General features: G+C 70.2%; 12 protein-coding genes. 3 read left to right on the forward strand and 9 right to left on the reverse strand.

The features are described from left to right. Positions 1 to 355: 355 nt before the first annotated feature. The 3 genes from AB0E14_RS33115 to thyX form a co-directional block, all read right to left on the reverse strand. Entirely contained in the window at positions 356 to 2041 is a 1686-nt protein-coding gene (locus AB0E14_RS33115; protein WP_362426821.1) for a ribonuclease J, read from the reverse strand. Positions 2042 to 2161: 120 nt separating this feature from the next. After that, positions 2162 to 3061 carry a 4-hydroxy-tetrahydrodipicolinate synthase gene (dapA, locus tag AB0E14_RS33120; RefSeq protein WP_362426823.1) on the reverse strand — a complete coding sequence of 300 codons (900 nt, stop codon included), beginning with the start codon at positions 3059 to 3061 and terminating at the stop codon, positions 2162 to 2164. Between the two features lie 178 nt (positions 3062 to 3239). Next, positions 3240 to 3989, reverse strand: a complete 750-nt coding sequence (gene thyX, locus AB0E14_RS33125; protein ID WP_362426825.1) for an FAD-dependent thymidylate synthase — start codon at positions 3987 to 3989, stop codon at positions 3240 to 3242. Positions 3990 to 4187: 198 nt separating this feature from the next. On the opposite strand from thyX, the gene AB0E14_RS33130 reads away from it, so the two are divergent. Both AB0E14_RS33130 and AB0E14_RS33135 read left to right on the forward strand, forming a co-directional pair. Further along, positions 4188 to 4427: a hypothetical protein gene (locus AB0E14_RS33130; RefSeq protein ID WP_362426828.1), complete on the forward strand. Its 240-nt coding sequence runs from the start codon at positions 4188 to 4190 to the stop codon at positions 4425 to 4427. 95 nt (positions 4428 to 4522) lie between these two features. Next, positions 4523 to 5086 carry a hypothetical protein gene (locus AB0E14_RS33135; RefSeq protein ID WP_362426831.1) on the forward strand — a complete coding sequence of 188 codons (564 nt, stop codon included), beginning with the start codon at positions 4523 to 4525 and terminating at the stop codon, positions 5084 to 5086. On the opposite strand, the gene AB0E14_RS33140 is transcribed toward AB0E14_RS33135, so the two are convergent. The 6 genes from AB0E14_RS33140 to eccD form a co-directional block, all read right to left on the reverse strand. Further along, positions 5076 to 5528 (reverse strand): hypothetical protein, encoded by a 453-nt coding sequence (locus tag AB0E14_RS33140; protein WP_362426836.1) that lies wholly within the window; start codon positions 5526 to 5528, stop codon positions 5076 to 5078. The genes AB0E14_RS33135 and AB0E14_RS33140 overlap by 11 nt on opposite strands. A gap of 5 nt (positions 5529 to 5533) precedes the next feature. Next, entirely contained in the window at positions 5534 to 6286 is a 753-nt protein-coding gene (dapB, locus tag AB0E14_RS33145) for a 4-hydroxy-tetrahydrodipicolinate reductase (RefSeq protein ID WP_362426839.1), read from the reverse strand. A 17-nt stretch (positions 6287 to 6303) separates the two neighbouring features. Then, complete coding sequence (locus AB0E14_RS33150; protein WP_362426842.1) at positions 6304 to 7683, reverse strand: pitrilysin family protein; 1380 nt, start codon at positions 7681 to 7683, stop codon at positions 6304 to 6306. Continuing rightward, positions 7680 to 9902, reverse strand: coding sequence for a polyribonucleotide nucleotidyltransferase (locus tag AB0E14_RS33155; RefSeq protein ID WP_362426845.1), 2223 nt, complete (start codon positions 9900 to 9902; stop codon positions 7680 to 7682). Before AB0E14_RS33155 ends, AB0E14_RS33150 begins: the two co-directional genes overlap by 4 nt. 281 nt (positions 9903 to 10183) lie before the next feature. Then, the gene (rpsO, locus tag AB0E14_RS33160) at positions 10184 to 10474 is read right to left on the reverse strand and encodes a 30S ribosomal protein S15 (RefSeq protein ID WP_158991116.1); all 291 of its coding nucleotides are present in this window, start codon (positions 10472 to 10474) and stop codon (positions 10184 to 10186) included. Positions 10475 to 10681: 207 nt separating this feature from the next. Continuing rightward, the gene (gene eccD / locus AB0E14_RS33165; RefSeq protein ID WP_362426850.1) at positions 10682 to 12157 is read right to left on the reverse strand and encodes a type VII secretion integral membrane protein EccD; all 1476 of its coding nucleotides are present in this window, start codon (positions 12155 to 12157) and stop codon (positions 10682 to 10684) included. Between the two features lie 171 nt (positions 12158 to 12328). Between eccD and eccCa the strand changes: the two genes are divergently transcribed. Further along, the gene (eccCa, locus tag AB0E14_RS33170; RefSeq protein WP_362426854.1) at positions 12329 to 16282 is read left to right on the forward strand and encodes a type VII secretion protein EccCa; all 3954 of its coding nucleotides are present in this window, start codon (positions 12329 to 12331) and stop codon (positions 16280 to 16282) included. Positions 16283 to 16284: the final 2 nt, after the last annotated feature.

Genomic DNA, 16284 nt, shown 5'->3' on the forward strand with positions numbered 1-16284 from the left:
GTTGATTTTTGGCACGCTGTTGAGTTCTCAAGGAACGGACGCTTCCTTTGTACTCACCCTCTCGGGCTTTCCTCCGGGCTTTTCCCTTCGGTCTTGCGTTTCCGACTCTATCAGATCTTTCCGATCCGATTTCCTCGGTGCTTTCCGGCTTCTCGGTATTCCCGATCCGCTTTCCGGCGTTGATCCGACTTTATCAGAAGTTCTGAGTCGGATTTCCCGCCCCGTTCGGTCGGCCTATCGGACACACAGAGGTGCCGGGCTTCCCTTGTTGGCGGAGACGTAAACGTACTGGAGCGGGGCGCCCCGATGCAAATCGAGGCGCCCCGCTCTCAGTTGGCGCTGGTCAGGAGGTCGTTCAGACCTCTACGACGACCGGGAGGATCATCGGGCGCCGGCGGTAGGTGTCGGAGACCCACTTGCCGATCGAGCGGCGGATCAGCTGCTGGAGCTGGTGGGGCTCGACCACGCCGTCCTGGAACGACTTGTTCAGGGCCTGCTCGACCTTCGGGATCACGGCGTCGAACGCGGAGTCCTCGATGCCGGAGCCGCGGGCGTGCACGTTCGGGCCGCCCACGATCTTGCCCGTCGAGGAGTCCACCACCACGAAGACCGAGATGATGCCCTCCTCGCCGAGGATCCGGCGGTCCTTCAGGTGGGTCTCGGTGACGTCGCCGACCGAGAGGCCGTCGACGTAGACGTAACCCGCCTGGACCTTGCCGACGATCCTGGCCTTGCCGTCCACCAGGTCGACGACGACGCCGTCCTCGGCGATGACGATGTGGTCCTTGGGGATACCCGTCATCGCGCCGAGCTCGGCGTTGGCGCGCAGGTGGCGCCATTCGCCGTGGACCGGCATCAGGTTCTTCGGGCGGCAGATGTTGTAGAAGTACAGCAGCTCGCCGGCCGAGGCGTGGCCCGAGACGTGGACCTTGGCGTTGCCCTTGTGGACGACGGTGGCGCCCCAGCGGGTCAGGCCGTTGATCACGCGGTACACCGCGTTCTCGTTGCCCGGGATGAGCGAGGACGCCAGGATCACGGTGTCGCCCTGGACGATCCGGATCTGGTGGTCGCGGTTGGCCATCCGGGAGAGGGCCGCCATCGGCTCGCCCTGGGAGCCCGTGCAGACCAGCACGACCTCGTCGTCCGGGAGGTCGTCCAGGGTCTTCACGTCCACGACCAGGCCAGCCGGGACGCGGAGGTAGCCCAGGTCGCGCGCGATGCCCATGTTGCGGACCATCGAGCGGCCGACGAAGGCCACGCGGCGGCCGTATTCGTGGGCCGCGTCGAGGATCTGCTGGATGCGGTGCACGTGGCTGGCGAAGCTGGCCACGATGATGCGCTTCTGGGCGTTGGCGAAGACGTTCCGCAGGACGTTGGAGATGTCCTTCTCCGGCGGGACGAAGCCCGGGACCTCGGCGTTCGTCGAGTCGGACAGCAGGAGGTCGATGCCCTCCTCGCTGAGCCGCGCGAAGGCGTGCAGGTCGGTCAGCCGACCGTCCATCGGGAGCTGGTCCATCTTGAAGTCGCCGGTCGCGACGGCCATGCCCGCAGGGGTGCGGATGGCGACGGCGAGGGCGTCGGGGATGGAGTGGTTGACGGCGACGAACTCGCAGTCGAAGGGGCCCAGCGCCTCCCGGTCGCCTTCCTTCACCTCGAGGGTGTAGGGGCGGATCCGGTGCTCCTGGAGCTTCGCCTCGATGAGGGCGAGGGTCAGCTTGGAGCCGATGAGCGGGATGTCCGGCTTCAGCCGGAGCAGGTACGGGACGGCGCCGATGTGGTCCTCGTGGCCGTGCGTGAGCACGATGCCCTCGACCTGGTCGAGGCGGTCCTTGATGATGGTGAAGTCGGGCAGGATCAGGTCGATGCCCGGCTGCTCCTCCTCGGGGAAGAGGACGCCGCAGTCGACGATGAGCAGACGGCCGTCGAACTCGAAGACCGTCATGTTGCGGCCGATCTCACCGAGCCCGCCGAGCGGGATGACGCGCAGGCCGCCCTTGGGCAGCTTCGGCGGGGCGCCGAGTTCAGGATGCGGATGACTCAAAAGACTCTCCTCACCACACACGCCACGTACCGCTTGGGCACGTGGCGCGCATGACATTCGTGCACTTGCTGTTGTCAGTCGATCGATGGTCGATCGGATATTCAGTTGTGAAGTCTGTAGTTACAGCTCTACCCCGCCGGCGGCGAGATCGATCTTGAGCTGGGCGGTCTCGTCGGGCGAGAGCTCCACGAGGGGCAGGCGCAGGGGGCCGGCCGGGAGGCCCTGGAGGGCGAGGGCGGCCTTGGTGGTCATGACGCCCTGGGTGCGGAACATGCCGGTGTAGATCGGCAGGAGCCGCTGGTGGATCTCGGTGGCCTTCTGGACCTCACCGTTCAGGTGGGCGTCGAGGAGGGCGCGGAGTTCCGGGGTCACGACGTGGCCGACGACGGAGACGAAACCGCAGGCGCCCACGGAGAGCAGCGGCAGGTTGAGCATGTCGTCACCGGAGTACCAGGCGAGGCCCGAGCGGGCGATGGCCCAGCTGGCGCGGCCGAGGTCGCCCTTGGCGTCCTTGTTGGCGACGATCCGGGGGTGCTCGGCGAGCCGGACGATCGTCTCGGTGTCGATCGGGACGCCGCTGCGGCCGGGGATGTCGTAGAGCATCACCGGGAGCTCGGTGGCGTCGGCGATGGCCGAGAAGTGCCGGTACAGGCCCTCTTGCGGGGGCTTGTTGTAGTACGGCGTGACGGCGAGCAGGCCGTGCGCGCCGTCGCGTTCGGCCGTGCGGGCGAGCTCGATGGAGTGGTGGGTGTCGTTGGTGCCGATGCCGGCGACGACGTGGGCGCGGTCGCCGACCGCCTCCAGTACCGCCCGTACCAGCTCCGATTTCTCCGCGTCGCTGGTGGTCGGGGACTCGCCGGTGGTGCCGTTGATGACGAGGCCGTCGTTGCCTGCGTCCACCAGATGGGCGGCGAGTCGCTGGGCACCGTCGAGGTCGAGTGCGCCGTCAGCCGTGAAGGGCGTGACCATGGCGGTGAGGACCCGCCCGAAGGGGGTCTGCGGAGTGGAGATCGGAGCCATGGGTAACACGCTACTCGCTGCTCATCGCGCGGTGTCCCCTCGGGGGACGTGAGAAAGGGAGCCCGGCACTGCCTGCTCGGGGGTTCAAGCAGTGCCGGGTCCGTTTGATCAGCCTAGATGAACTTCGTGAAACGTCGCAATACGGACACTTCGCGTGACGTGGTCGGACATCTGTGCTTTATGGGGCCACACGGCCGTTCTTGTTGAAGGCGTCGTACGTGAGCGGCATGAGCTGGGCCCAGTGCTGCTCCATCTTCTCGCCGACCATCTCGATCTCCCGCTGGGGGAAGGACGGGACCTTGGCCAGCTCGTGCTGGGTGCGCAGGCCGAGGAAGTGCATCAGCGAGCGCGCGTTGCACGTGGCGTACATCGAGGAGAAAAGGCCGACGGGCAGGACCGAGCGGGCGACCTCGCGGGCGACGCCTGCGGCCAGCATCTCCTGGTACGCCTCGTACGCCTGGACGTACGAGTCCTCCATGACGCGGGCGGTCAGCTCCTGCTGGGCCTCGGTGCCCTCGACGAAGACGTACTTGCCGGGGCGGCCCTCCTGGACGAGCTTCCGGGAGGCGCCGGGGACGTAGAAGACCGGCTCCAGCTCCCTGTAGCGACCCGATTCCTCGTTGTACGACCAGCCGACGCGGTGCCGCATGAACTCGCGGAACACGAAGATCGGGGCGCTGATGAAGAAGGTCATCGAGTTGTGCTCGAAGGGGCTGCCGTGGCGGTCCCGCATCAGGTAGTTGATGAGCCCCTTGGACCGCTCCGGGTCCTTCTGCAGTTCGTCGAGCGACTGCTCCCCCGCGGTGGAGACGCGGGCCGCCCACAGCACGTCCGAGTCGGCGGCGCTGTGCTTCACCAGCTCGACGGTCACGTCGCTGCGGAAGCTGGGCTTGAGGTCTGCAGCGTCTGCTGAGGGGGTGTCGGTCACCGGCGGGTCCTTCCGAAGTGCGTCGCTCGGGCGGCGCCCACTCTACGGGGAGTCACCGACAGCGCGGTCCGTCGCCTGCTCCCCCACCCACCCGGACGACTTTCTTTGGCCAATTCGGGGAAATCGGGCACCGAATGGTGACTTCGCTCGTCTCTCACTGTGACACCGCGCACCACGACCCCAAGGAGAGTGGCCCCCATGTTTGGCCGGCGAGAGGCTGTCCCGTTCGCGTTCGTCGCAGAGGCCGACCGCTTCCGCAGTAACGTCACTCCGCCGCCGAGGGAGCGCCTCACCGTCTCCGAGGTCGTGGGCCGTACGCTGGTCGGGCTGACCGTCGTGGCCGGTCTCGTCGGCTCGTTGCTCTTCGGGATGCCGTCCATGCAGTCCGGCGGGGCCGACGGCCACCGGCAGCAGTCCGAGGCCTCCGACGGCCGCTGAGCAGTTCGGCCCCCCTGAGGTGGCCAGGTCGAGACCACCTGGGTAGCCTCACCGGGCACAGCCCCTTCGAGCGTGCTTGTGAGTGAGGATCAGTCGTGCCCCTGCCCTTTCTGACGGCCGACCGCGCTTTTGACGCCACCGACGACGTCGCGCTGCCGTTCGACGACCACGACGAGTGGCGTCGGCCCTACCGCCCCGGCCCGTGGCGCGTGGGCGCCTCGGCGCTCGCGCTGCTGGTCGCGTCGTTCGTGCTGTTCGCCGCGGTCATCATCACCGCCGCCGGGGCCGTGAGCGGCGCCGCCGTCACGTTCGGCCTGGCCGCTCTCATCATCGGCTCCGCGCTGCGGATGCTGCGGGTGGGCACCTGGGTCAGCCGGCACGGTGTGCGCCGGGTCGGCTTCTTCTCCACCTCCACCGTGGCGTGGGCCCGGGTGACGCATGTGCGCACGACGCAGCAGCCGGTGCGGTGGCTGGGGCTGCCCCGCACAGTGCAGGGTCAGGCGCTTGTGCTCGGGCGGCAGGGCGGTGAGCAGCTCAGCCTGCTCACCGACCACAACGCCGACTTCCTCTCCCGCGTCGAGGCGTTCGACCGCGCGGCCGACACCGTCGAGGCGTGGAACGCCGAGTACGGCGTCGCCCCGGCGGGCGCTACGCGCTGACCGGGCGGCCCGCGTGCAGCGCGATCGCGCGCTGCATCGCCTTGCGGGCCCGCGGGGTGTCGCGGGCATCGTGATACGCGACCGCGAGCCGGAACCAGCAACGCCAGTCCTCGGGTGAGTCCTCGGTCTCGGCGCGTCGCTTCGCGAAGACCTCGTCGGCCGAGTCCCGGTCGATCCGGCCACCGGCCGTGCGCTTCAACTCGTCCACCGGCAGGCCGCCTTCGGCCTCCAGCTCGCGGGCGAGCCGCTGCGCGTTCCGCGCGAACGCGGTGTTCTTCCAGAGGAACCAGCCGCCCACACACGGCAGCAGGAACGCGACCGCGCCCATGCCCATGGCGGCCGGTTCGCCGGTCAGGACGAGCAGCACGCCCTCCATCGCCACCACGCCGAAGACGAGGACGAGGACGGTGGCGAGGAAGACGTAGGTGATCTTTCCACCCATGGCGGTCAGCCCAGGTCCAGGAAGTGTTCCAGGCCGAAGGTGAGGCCCGGGGTGGTGACGACGCGGCGGGCGCCGAGGAGGATGCCCGGCATGAAGCTGGAGTGGTGCAGCGAGTCGTGACGGACCGTCAGGATCTCGCCCTCGCCGCCGAGCAGCACCTCCTGGTGGGCCAGCAGACCGGCGAGACGGACCGCGTGGACCCGGACGCCGTCGACGTCGGCGCCGCGGGCGCCGGCCAGGGCCGTCTCCGTCGCGTCCGGCTGGGCGCCGAGGCCGGCCTCGCGGCGGGCGGCGGCGATCAGCTGGGCGGTCCTGGTGGCGGTGCCGCTGGGGGCGTCGACCTTGTGCGGGTGGTGCAGCTCCACGACCTCGACGGACTCGAAGTACGGGGCAGCGATCTGGGCGAACTTCATGGTCAGCACGGCGCCGATGGAGAAGTTCGGGGCGATCAGGACGCCGGTCTCCGGGGAGGCGGCGAGCCAGGTGTTCAGCTGCGCGAGGCGCTCCTCGTTCCAGCCGGTGGTGCCCACGACCGCGTGCATGCCGTGGCGCACGCAGTAGTCGAGGTTCTCCATCACCGAGGCCGGGGTGGTCAGCTCGACGACGACCTGGGCGCCCGCGTCGGCGAGCGTCTCCAGCTTGTCGCCGCGGCCGAGCGCCGCGACCAGTTCCATGTCCTCGGCGGCCTCGACGGCCCGCACGGCCTCCGAACCGATGCGGCCCTTGGCTCCGAGGACCGCCACGCGCAGCTTGCTCATGCTCTTGTGAACTCTCTCTAGGAGACGGATTCGTGCAGGCGTGCCGCCTGCTTGTCCTTCAGCGGCCCTATGACGGACAGCGAGGGCCGCTGTCCGAGCACATCACGGGCGACCTCGCGGACCTCGTCCGGGGTGACGGACGCGATCCGGGCGAGCATGTCGTCCACCGACATCTGCGTGCCCCAGCACAGCTCGCTCTTGCCGATGCGGTTCATCAGCGCGCCGGTGTCCTCCAGGCCGAGGACCGTGGAGCCCGAGAGCTGGCCGATCGCGCGGGCGATCTCGTCGTCGGTAAGCCCGTCGGAGGCCACCTTGTCGAGCTCGTCGCGGCAGAGCTTCAGGACGTCGTGCACCTGGTTCGGGCGGCAGCCCGCGTACACCCCGAAGAGGCCGCAGTCGGCGAAGCCCGAGGTGTACGAGTACACGCTGTAGGCGAGGCCGCGCTTCTCCCTGACCTCCTGGAAGAGGCGGGAGGACATGCCGCCGCCGAGGGCCGTGTTCAGCACGCCCAGCGCCCAGCGGCGGTCGTCGGTGCGGGCCAGGCCCGGCATGCCGAGGACCACGTGGGCCTGCTCGGTCTTGCGGCCGAGGATCTCGACGGCGCCCGCGGTGCGGATCGTCCGCCGGCCGTCGCGCGGGGCGACGGGGACCGCGTCCGTACGGGACAGGGCGCCGGCCTTCTCGAAGGCGCGGCGGACCTGGCGTACGACGGTCGCGTGGTCGATGTTGCCCGCGGCGGCGACGACCAGGTGGGTCGGGTCGTAGTGCTTCTTGTAGAAGCGGGCGATCCGGCCCCGGTCGAGGGCGTTGATGGTGTCGACGGTGCCGAGGACCGGGCGGCCCAGCGGGGTGTCGCCGAACATGGTGTGCGCGAAGAGGTCGTGCACGACGTCGCCCGGGTCGTCCTCGGTCATCGCGATCTCTTCGAGGATGACACCGCGCTCGGCGTCGACGTCCTCGTCGAGGATCAGCGAGCCGGTCAGCATGTCGCAGACCACGTCGATCGCCAGCGGCAGGTCGGTGTCGAGGACCCGCGCGTAGTAGCAGGTGAACTCCTTCGCGGTGAAGGCGTTCATCTCACCGCCGACCGCGTCGAGCGCGGAGGAGATGTCGAGGGCGCTGCGCCGCTTGGTGCCCTTGAAGAGGAGGTGCTCCAGGTAGTGCGTGGCGCCGTTGAGCGTGGGCGTCTCGTCGCGGGAGCCGACGTGCGCCCAGATCCCGAAGGTGGCGGAGCGTACGGACGGCAGGGTCTCGGTGACGATCCGCAGGCCGCCGGGGAGGGTGGTGCGGCGGACCGTGCCGATGCCGTCCTTGCCCGGGAGAAGCGTTTGGGTACGGGCGACGGCCCGCCCCTCCGAAGAGGGGCGGGCCGTCGTCACGGAACTACGGGACGTCACTGGTCGGTGTCGTCCTTCGCGTCCTCGGCCGCAGCGTCCTCGTCCGCGATCACGGGGATCAGGGAGAGCTTGCCGCGCTGGTCGATCTCGGCGATCTCGACCTGGACCTTGGAGCCGACCGCGAGCACGTCCTCGACGTTCTCCACGCGCTTGCCACCGGCGAGCTTGCGGATCTGCGAGATGTGCAGCAGGCCGTCCTTGCCCGGGAGCAGGGACACGAACGCACCGAAGGTGGTGGTCTTGACGACCGTACCCAGGTAGCGCTCGCCGACCTCCGGCATGGTCGGGTTGGCGATGCCGTTGATCGTGGCGCGGGCGGCCTCGGCGGCCGGGCCGTCGGCGGCACCGATGTAGATGGTGCCGTCGTCCTCGATCGTGATGTCGGCGCCGGTGTCCTCCTGGATCTGGTTGATCATCTTGCCCTTGGGGCCGATGACCTCACCGATCTTGTCCACCGGGATCTTGACGGTGATGATGCGCGGCGCGTTCGGGGACATCTCGTCCGGAACGTCGATCGCCTCGTTCATCACGTCGAGGATATGCAGACGCGCGTCACGGGCCTGCTTCAGCGCGGCGGCCAGGACCGAGGCGGGGATGCCGTCGAGCTTGGTGTCGAGCTGGAGCGCGGTGACGAAGGTCTTCGTACCGGCGACCTTGAAGTCCATGTCGCCGAAGGCGTCCTCCGCACCGAGGATGTCGGTGAGGGCGACGTAGTGGGTCTTGCCGTCGATCTCCTCGGAGATCAGACCCATGGCGATACCGGCGACGGGGGCCTTCAGCGGCACACCGGCGTTCAGCAGCGACATGGTGGAGGCGCAGACCGAGCCCATGGACGTCGAGCCGTTGGAGCCGAGAGCCTCGGACACCTGGCGGATCGCGTACGGGAACTCCTCGCGGGTCGGCAGCACCGGCACGATGGCGCGCTCGGCGAGCGCGCCGTGGCCGATCTCGCGGCGCTTGGGCGAGCCCACGCGGCCGGTCTCACCGACGGAGTACGGCGGGAAGTTGTAGTTGTGCATGTAGCGCTTGCGGGTCACCGGGGAGAGGGTGTCCAGCTGCTGCTCCATGCGGAGCATGTTGAGGGTGGTGACGCCCAGGATCTGGGTCTCGCCACGCTCGAAGAGCGCCGAGCCGTGCACGCGCGGGATGGCCTCGACCTCGGCGGCGAGCGTACGGATGTCCGTGATGCCGCGGCCGTCGATGCGGACCTTGTCCTTGATGATCCGCTCGCGGACCAGCTTCTTGGTCAGCGCGCGGTACGCGCCGGAGATCTCCTTCTCGCGGCCCTCGAAGGCCGGGAGGAGCTTCTCGGCGGCGAGCTCCTTGACGCGGTCGAGCTCGGTCTCGCGCTCCTGCTTGCCGGCGATGGTGAGCGCCTGCGCGAGGTCGTTCTTGACGGCGGCGGTGAGCGCCTCCAGGACGTCGTCCTGGTAGTCGAGGAAGACCGGGAACTCGCCGGTGGGCTTGGCGGCCTTGGCGGCGAGGTCCGACTGGGCCTTGCAGAGGACCTTGATGAAGGGCTTCGCGGCCTCGAGACCGGCGGCGACGACCTCCTCGGTCGGCGCCTCGGCGCCGCCCTTGACGAGCTCGATCGTGCGCTCGGTGGCCTCGGCCTCGACCATCATGATCGCGACGTCGCCGTCCTCCAGGACGCGACCGGCGACGACCATGTCGAAGACTGCGTCCTCGAGCTCGGTGTGCGTCGGGAACGCGACCCACTGGCCGTTGATCAGCGCGACACGGGTGCCGCCGATCGGGCCGGAGAAGGGCAGGCCGGCCAGCTGCGTGGAGCAGGAGGCGGCGTTGATGGCGATCACGTCGTAGAGGTGATCGGGGTTGAGCGCCATGACCGTCTCGACGATCTGGATCTCGTTGCGCAGGCCCTTGGCGAAGGACGGGCGCAGCGGCCGGTCGATCAGGCGGCAGGTGAGGACGGCGTCCTCGGAGGGGCGGCCTTCCCGGCGGAAGAAGGAGCCGGGGATCTTGCCGGCCGCGTACATCCGCTCCTCGACGTCCACCGTGAGGGGGAAGAAGTCGAGCTGGTCCTTGGGCTTCTTGGACGCGGTGGTGGCCGAAAGGACCATCGTGTCGTCGTCCAGGTACGCCACGGCGGAGCCGGCGGCCTGCTTGGCCAGGCGGCCCGTCTCGAAGCGGATGGTGCGGGTGCCGAAGGTGCCGTTGTCGATGACGGCCTCGGCGTAGTGGGTCTCGTTCTCCACTAGCGGTTTCTCCTACGTGTTCGTCTTTTCGTCCGTCGGCCCGTGTGGCCGGGGACGGTGGTGGAGGAGAAGCGCGCCTTCGGATGCGGGCCGGTCTTCGATCGAAGCACCCGGGGATTCTTGGGGTCCGGGGGCCACTACCGAGGACCGGCGGCGTGCCGGCGGCTTCTCGCCCGTGATGTGTCGTTGTGCGACCAGACTAAGTGCCGGTCGGTACATCGCGCACGTACAGCAAAGGGAGCGGCCCCCTAAAAGTGGGAACCGCTCCCTTCACGGCGTACTTACTTCGCACCGCCGGCCGCACCGCGGCGGATGCCGAGGCGGTCGACCAGGGCACGGAAGCGCTGGATGTCCTTCTTGGCCAGGTACTGCAGCAGGCGGCGACGCTGGCCGACCAGGATCAGCAGACCACGACGGGAGTGGTGGTCGTGCTTGTGCTGCTTGAGGTGCTCGGTCAGGTCCGAGATGCGGCGGGAGAGCATCGCGACCTGGACCTCGGGGGAGCCGGTGTCGCCCTCCTTGGTGCCGAACTCGGCCATGATCTGCTTCTTCGTAGCGGCGTCGAGAGACACTCGGTACTCCTCTTGGTGTTCGTGCGCCCACGAGTGCCCCTGGTCTTGGTCTCAGGGGAGCTTCCGTGACTCGGAGGCGAAGGTCCGATGAGCGCAGCTCCCAGAGAATCCGGGTGCGCGTACACAAACGGCCGTCACACAGCGTACCAGGTGGCGGGAGGGGGCCAGGTCGGGGGCCTGGTGGGGACCGGCCTGGTGGGGCCCTGGCTACTTGCTCGTCAGGGAGCGGGCCGCCATGAAGACGTCCAGGACCGCGAGGCAGAGCGGGACGAGGGAGAGCAGGACGAAGCCCTCGGTCAGGTCGAGCAGGCGCCCCCAGAAGGGGGAGAGCCCCTTCCTGGGGATGATCAGCCCGATGGCGGTGACCAGGGCGGCGCCCACGGCGACGGCCGCGGTGAGCCAGATCGTACGGATGTCCAGGCCGCCGCGGTCGCCGTGGATCAGCAGGTCCTTCACCAGGTCGGCCGGCGGGTTCAGGGAGAGACCGAGGACGAGGAGCGCGATGGCGGCGATACCGGCGACCAGGGCGCAGGCGACCTGGGAGGTGTAGCGGAAGAGCCGGGCGCGCAGCAGCATCGCCAGGCCCGCGGCGAGGGCGAGGAGCTGGCCCCAGACGTTCCCGGCGAAGCCGAGGACGGCCGCGGAGCCGACGACGACGGCCGCGCAGCCGCCGACGAGGCCGAGGAGCATCTCGTGGCCGCGGCGGGCCTGCAGCGCGATCCGCTCGCCGTCGACGGCCTGGGCCTCCTCGGCGCCGCGGCCGGGCTCGGCGAGGAAGTCGTCGTCGGTGGCGCTGCGCGGGGAGGCGTAGCCGATGGGCAGCCGGGCGAAGCGGGCCGAGAGGCCGGGCAGGAAGGCGACCAGGCCGACGGCGACGGGGGCGCAGACGGCGGCGGTCCCGGTGGCGGAGGCTTCGGTGACGATCGCCAGGAAGGTGGCGGCGGTGCCGACGGTCGCCAGGAAGGTGGCCGCCACGAAGGGGGCGTCGCCACTGGGGGTGAGGGCGACGAGGGTGACGGAGGCGACCAGGACCGTCACGCAGCCGAGCAGGAACTGCAGCCGCCCGGGGCCCTGGCCGGCGTCGGGGCCGACGATGCCGGAGCCGGCGATGAGCAGCAGCGGCAGCGCGCCGAGCCCGAGGGCGATGGCGGTGGCACGGTCGGCGTAGACCCGGGCCCGGACCCCGGCGAAGGCGGTCAGCAGGACGCCCAGGGCGCCGGCGACCACGCCGGGGAGGCTGTGCATGTCGTGCCGGACCGGGTCGGCGAACCAGAGCACGAAGCCCATCAGGACGAGCAGGAGCACACCGCCGACGAGTCCGGCGCCGCGCAGCAGGTCGTCGCTCCACAGGTGGCGGTCGCGGGTGACGGCCGAGGCGACGGCGTCGGAGACGTCGTCGAAGACGGCGGGCGGCAGCGACTGCGCGAACGGGCGCAGCGAGAGGACCTCGCCGTCGAGGACCCGCTGGGCGACGAGCGTGCGGGCGCCGTCGAGGACGGTGCCGTCGCGGCGGACCAGGTGATAGCCGGTCGGGGTGCCGGCCGCCTGGGTCTGGCCGGTGAGCCGCAGGATCTCCGGGTAGACGTCGGCGACCGCGATGTCCTCGGGGAGCGCGACGTCGATACGGCTGTCCGGCGCCACGACGGTGACGCGGCAGAAGCCGGTCCCTGCGGTCGTACTCACGTCTCTGAACCCCCTGATTCGCGGTTGCGCACGGTGCGCGCGCCACCCTACCGGGGAGGGGCCGGAGTGCCTGCAAGTAGGATCGCGGTCTCGTGGGGGAGGCCGTCGCTCGGGGGCGCCGGTGCGGAACTCCCGCGCGAGGTCCGCCCGTAACGAGGGATTGATGCGCCGGTGAGCCAGATCGTCGTCAAACGCCCGCCGAGGTCCCTTCCTCCGGAAGTACCCAGTGAGGAACTGGTCCTGGAGGCTCCTCCCGAGCTTCCCCGAGGGCAGCAGGAGGGCATGCTGATGCAGCTCCTGCCGATGCTCGGCATGGGTTCTTCGGTGGTCTTCTTCTTCATGCCTGGAGCCCACCCGTTCATGCGGATCATGGGCATCCTGATGCTGGTCTCCACGGTCGGCATGGTCATCGCACAGCTCGTGCGGTTCCGCAGGGGTACGCAGGGGCAAATGGCGGATGTCCGGCGCGACTACCTCAAATACCTCGCGCAGACCCGGCGTACGGTCCGGCGCACGGCGCGCAGGCAGCGGGACGCCCAGCTCTATCTGCACCCCTCCCCCGAGCAGCTGTGGTCGGTCGTGGCCGAGGGCTCGCGGGTGTGGGAGCGCCGGGTGGGCGACAGCGACTTCGCGCAGGTGCGGATCGGGCTCGGTGCCCAGCAGTTGGCGACGCCGCTGGCCGCGCCGGACACGGCGCCGGTGGACGAGCTGGAGCCGCTGTGCGCGGGCGCGATGCAGCAGTTCCTGGCCGTGCACGGCTCGTTGGACGGGCTGCCGATGGCGGTCTCGATGCGGGCGTTCTACCACGTGACGGTCTCCGGTGAGCCGGAGGCGGCGCAGGCGGCGGCGCGCGCCCTGGTCTCGCAGCTGGTGACGCTGCACTCCCCCGACGACCTGATGCTCGCGGTGGTGGCGGCGCGAGGTGCGCAGGAGCGCTGGGACTGGACGAAGTGGCTGCCGCACACGCAGCTTCCGGGCCAGATCGACGGGGCGGGCACGCGGCGGCTCTTCGGCGACGACCTCGGTGAGCTGGAGTCGCTGGTCCGCGGGCGGCTCGACGGGCGGCCCCGGTTCAGCCGGGACAGCCAGCCGGTCCTGGACCAGCCGCACATGGTCGTGGTCCTCGACGGCGGGATGGTGCCGCCGGACTCGCTCCTGGCCGCTCCGGAGGGCCTGCAGGGCGTGACCATCGTCGAGGTCGTGCACGGTGAGCTGGACGAGCCGCGCGGCGGGCTCTCGGTGATCGTGCGGCCCGGGCGGCTGCGCCTGGAGTCGGGCGGCGGCTTCGCGTACGAGGGGGTGCCGGACGGGATCTCGCTGCCGGCCGCCGAGGCGCTGGCGCGGCAGCTGGCCCCGCTGCGGATGGGGGGCGGCGACGACGACGAACCGCTGCTCGCCAACCTGGACTTCACGGATCTGCTGAACCTCGGCGACGCGGCGTCGGTGGACGTGGCGCGGACCTGGCGGCCGCGGTCGGTGGCCGAGCGGCTGCGGGTGCCGATCGGGGTCGGCGAGGACGGCCAGCCGATCATGCTCGACCTGAAGGAGGCGGCGCAGGAGGGCATGGGGCCGCACGGTCTGTGCGTGGGCGCGACCGGTTCCGGCAAGTCGGAGCTGCTGCGCACGCTCGTGCTCGGTCTCGCGGTGACGCACTCGTCGGAGACGCTGAACTTCGTCCTCGCGGACTTCAAGGGCGGCGCGACGTTCGCGGGCATGTCCCAGATGCCGCACGTGGCGGCCGTCATCACCAACCTCGCCGACGACCTCACGCTCGTCGACCGCATGGGCGACGCGATCCGCGGCGAGCTGCAGCGCCGCCAGGAGCTGCTGCGCTCCGCGGGCAACTACGCCAACATCCACGACTACGAGAAGGCCCGGGCGGCCGGTGCGCCGCTGGAGCCGCTGGCCTCGCTGGTCCTGGTCATCGACGAGTTCTCCGAACTGCTGACGGCGAAGCCGGACTTCATCGACATGTTCATCCAGATCGGCCGGATCGGCCGTTCGCTGGGCGTGCATCTGCTGCTGGCCTCGCAGCGCCTGGAGGAGGGCAAGCTCCGGGGCCTGGACACCTACCTCTCGTACCGGATCGGTCTGCGGACGTTCTCGGCGGCCGAGTCGCGTACGGCGATCGGCGTGCCGGACGCGTACCACCTGCCGTCGGTGCCGGGTTCGGGCTACCTGAAGTTCGGCACGGACGAGATGACCCGCTTCAAGGCCGCGTACGTCTCGGGGACGTACCGGACGGGCGGGCCGCGTCTCGAGGCGGGGTCGCTGCCGATCGAGCGGCGCCCCGCGGTCTTCACGGCCACTCCGGTGCCGGTGGTGTACGCGGCGCCCGACCCGGCCTATCTGGCGGCGCGGCGCGAGGAGGAGGACGAGGCGCTCGCGGACACCGTCCTCGACGTGATCGTGCGCCGTCTGGAGGGGCAGGGCGTGCCCGCGCACCAGGTGTGGCTGCCGCCGCTCGACCAGGCGCCCTCGCTCGACCAGCTGCTCCCGGGGCTCGCGCCGACCGCGCACCGCGGTCTCACGGCGACCGAGTACACCCGCCCCGGCGGTCTCACGGTGCCGCTCGGCCTGATCGACAAGCCCTTCGAGCAGCGGCGCGAGGTGCTGTACCGGGACTTCTCCGGCGCGGCGGGCCACATGATGGTGGTCGGCGGTCCGCAGTCCGGCAAGTCGACGCTGATGCGGACGCTGATCTCGTCGTTCGCGCTCACCCACACGCCGGCCGAGGTGCAGTTCTACGCCCTGGACTTCGGTGGTGGCGGTCTGGCGTCACTGGCCGAACTGCCGCACGTCGGCGGGGTGGCGTCCCGGCTCGACCCCGAGCGGGTACGGCGTACGGTCGCGGAGGTCCTCGGCGTACTGAACCGGCGCGAGGAGTTCTTCCGGGCGCACTCCATCGACTCGATCGCCACCTACCGGCGCAAGCGGGCCGCGGGTGAACTGCCGGGCGAGCCCTGGGGCGACGTGTTCCTGGTCATCGACGGCTGGGGCGGTTTCCGCAACGAGTACGACCTGCTGGAGGGGATCGTCTCCGACATCGCGGCGCGCGGTCTCGGCTACGGCATCCACGTGGTCATCACGGCCGCCCGGTACATGGAGGTCCGTGCGGCGATCAAGGACCAGATGCTGAGCCGTCTGGAGCTGCGCCTCGGTGACGTGATGGACTCGGAGTTCGACCGGAAGGTGGCGGCGAACGTCCCGACGGGGGTGCCCGGCCGCGGTCAGGTGCCGGAGAAGCTCCACTTCATGACCGCGCTGCCGCGGATCGACGGCTCCGGCTCCTCGGACGACCTGTCTGCGGGGACGGAGGCCTTCGTCGCGGCCGTACGGGGTTCCTGGACCGGCCCGGTGGCGCCGGCGGTCCGGCTGCTGCCGCACAAGCTGCCGGCCGACCAGCTGCCGAAGGGCTTCGAGTTCCCGCAGCACGGCCTGGCGATCGGCATCGACGAGACGCGCCTGGAGCCCGTCTTCGTCAACTTCGACACCGACCCGTTCTTCCTGATCTTCGGCGAGAGCGAGTCCGGCAAGACGAACCTGCTGCGGCTCATCGCCAAGCAGATCGCGGAGCGGTACTCCCCCGACGAGGCCAAGCTCGTCGTGGGCGACTACCGGCGGGCGCTGCTCGGCAGCCTCCCGGAGGAGCACCTGCTGGAGTACGCGCCGATGGCGAGCTCGATGCAGATGCACATGGAGGCGCTGGCCGGCGTCTTCGCGCGGCGCCAGCCGCCGCAGGACGTGACCCCGCAGCAGTTGCGGGACCGCAGCTGGTGGTCGGGGCCGCAGGTCTTCATCATCGTCGACGACTACGACCTCGTGGCCACGAGCGCCGGCAACCCGCTGGCCGCGCTGGCGGAGTACCTGCCGTTCGCCCGGGACACCGGCGTCCGCTTCATCATCGCGCGCAACAGCGCCGGCGCCTCGCGCTCGATGTACGAGCCGTTCATGCAGCGCATCAAGGAGCTGGGCGCGCAGGGCGTGGTCCTCTCCGGCGACCCGCAGGAGGGCGACCTGCTCGGCAGCGCCCGCCCGCGGCCGATGCCGCCGGGGCGGGGCTACTTCGTGGGGCGTCGGGGCGGGTCGGCGCTGGTGCAGACGGGGCGGTTGACGGAGAGATGAGA

It is taken from the genome of Streptomyces sp. NPDC047981, from assembly GCF_040653315.1.
Taxonomy (GTDB): Bacteria; Actinomycetota; Actinomycetes; order Streptomycetales; family Streptomycetaceae; genus Streptomyces.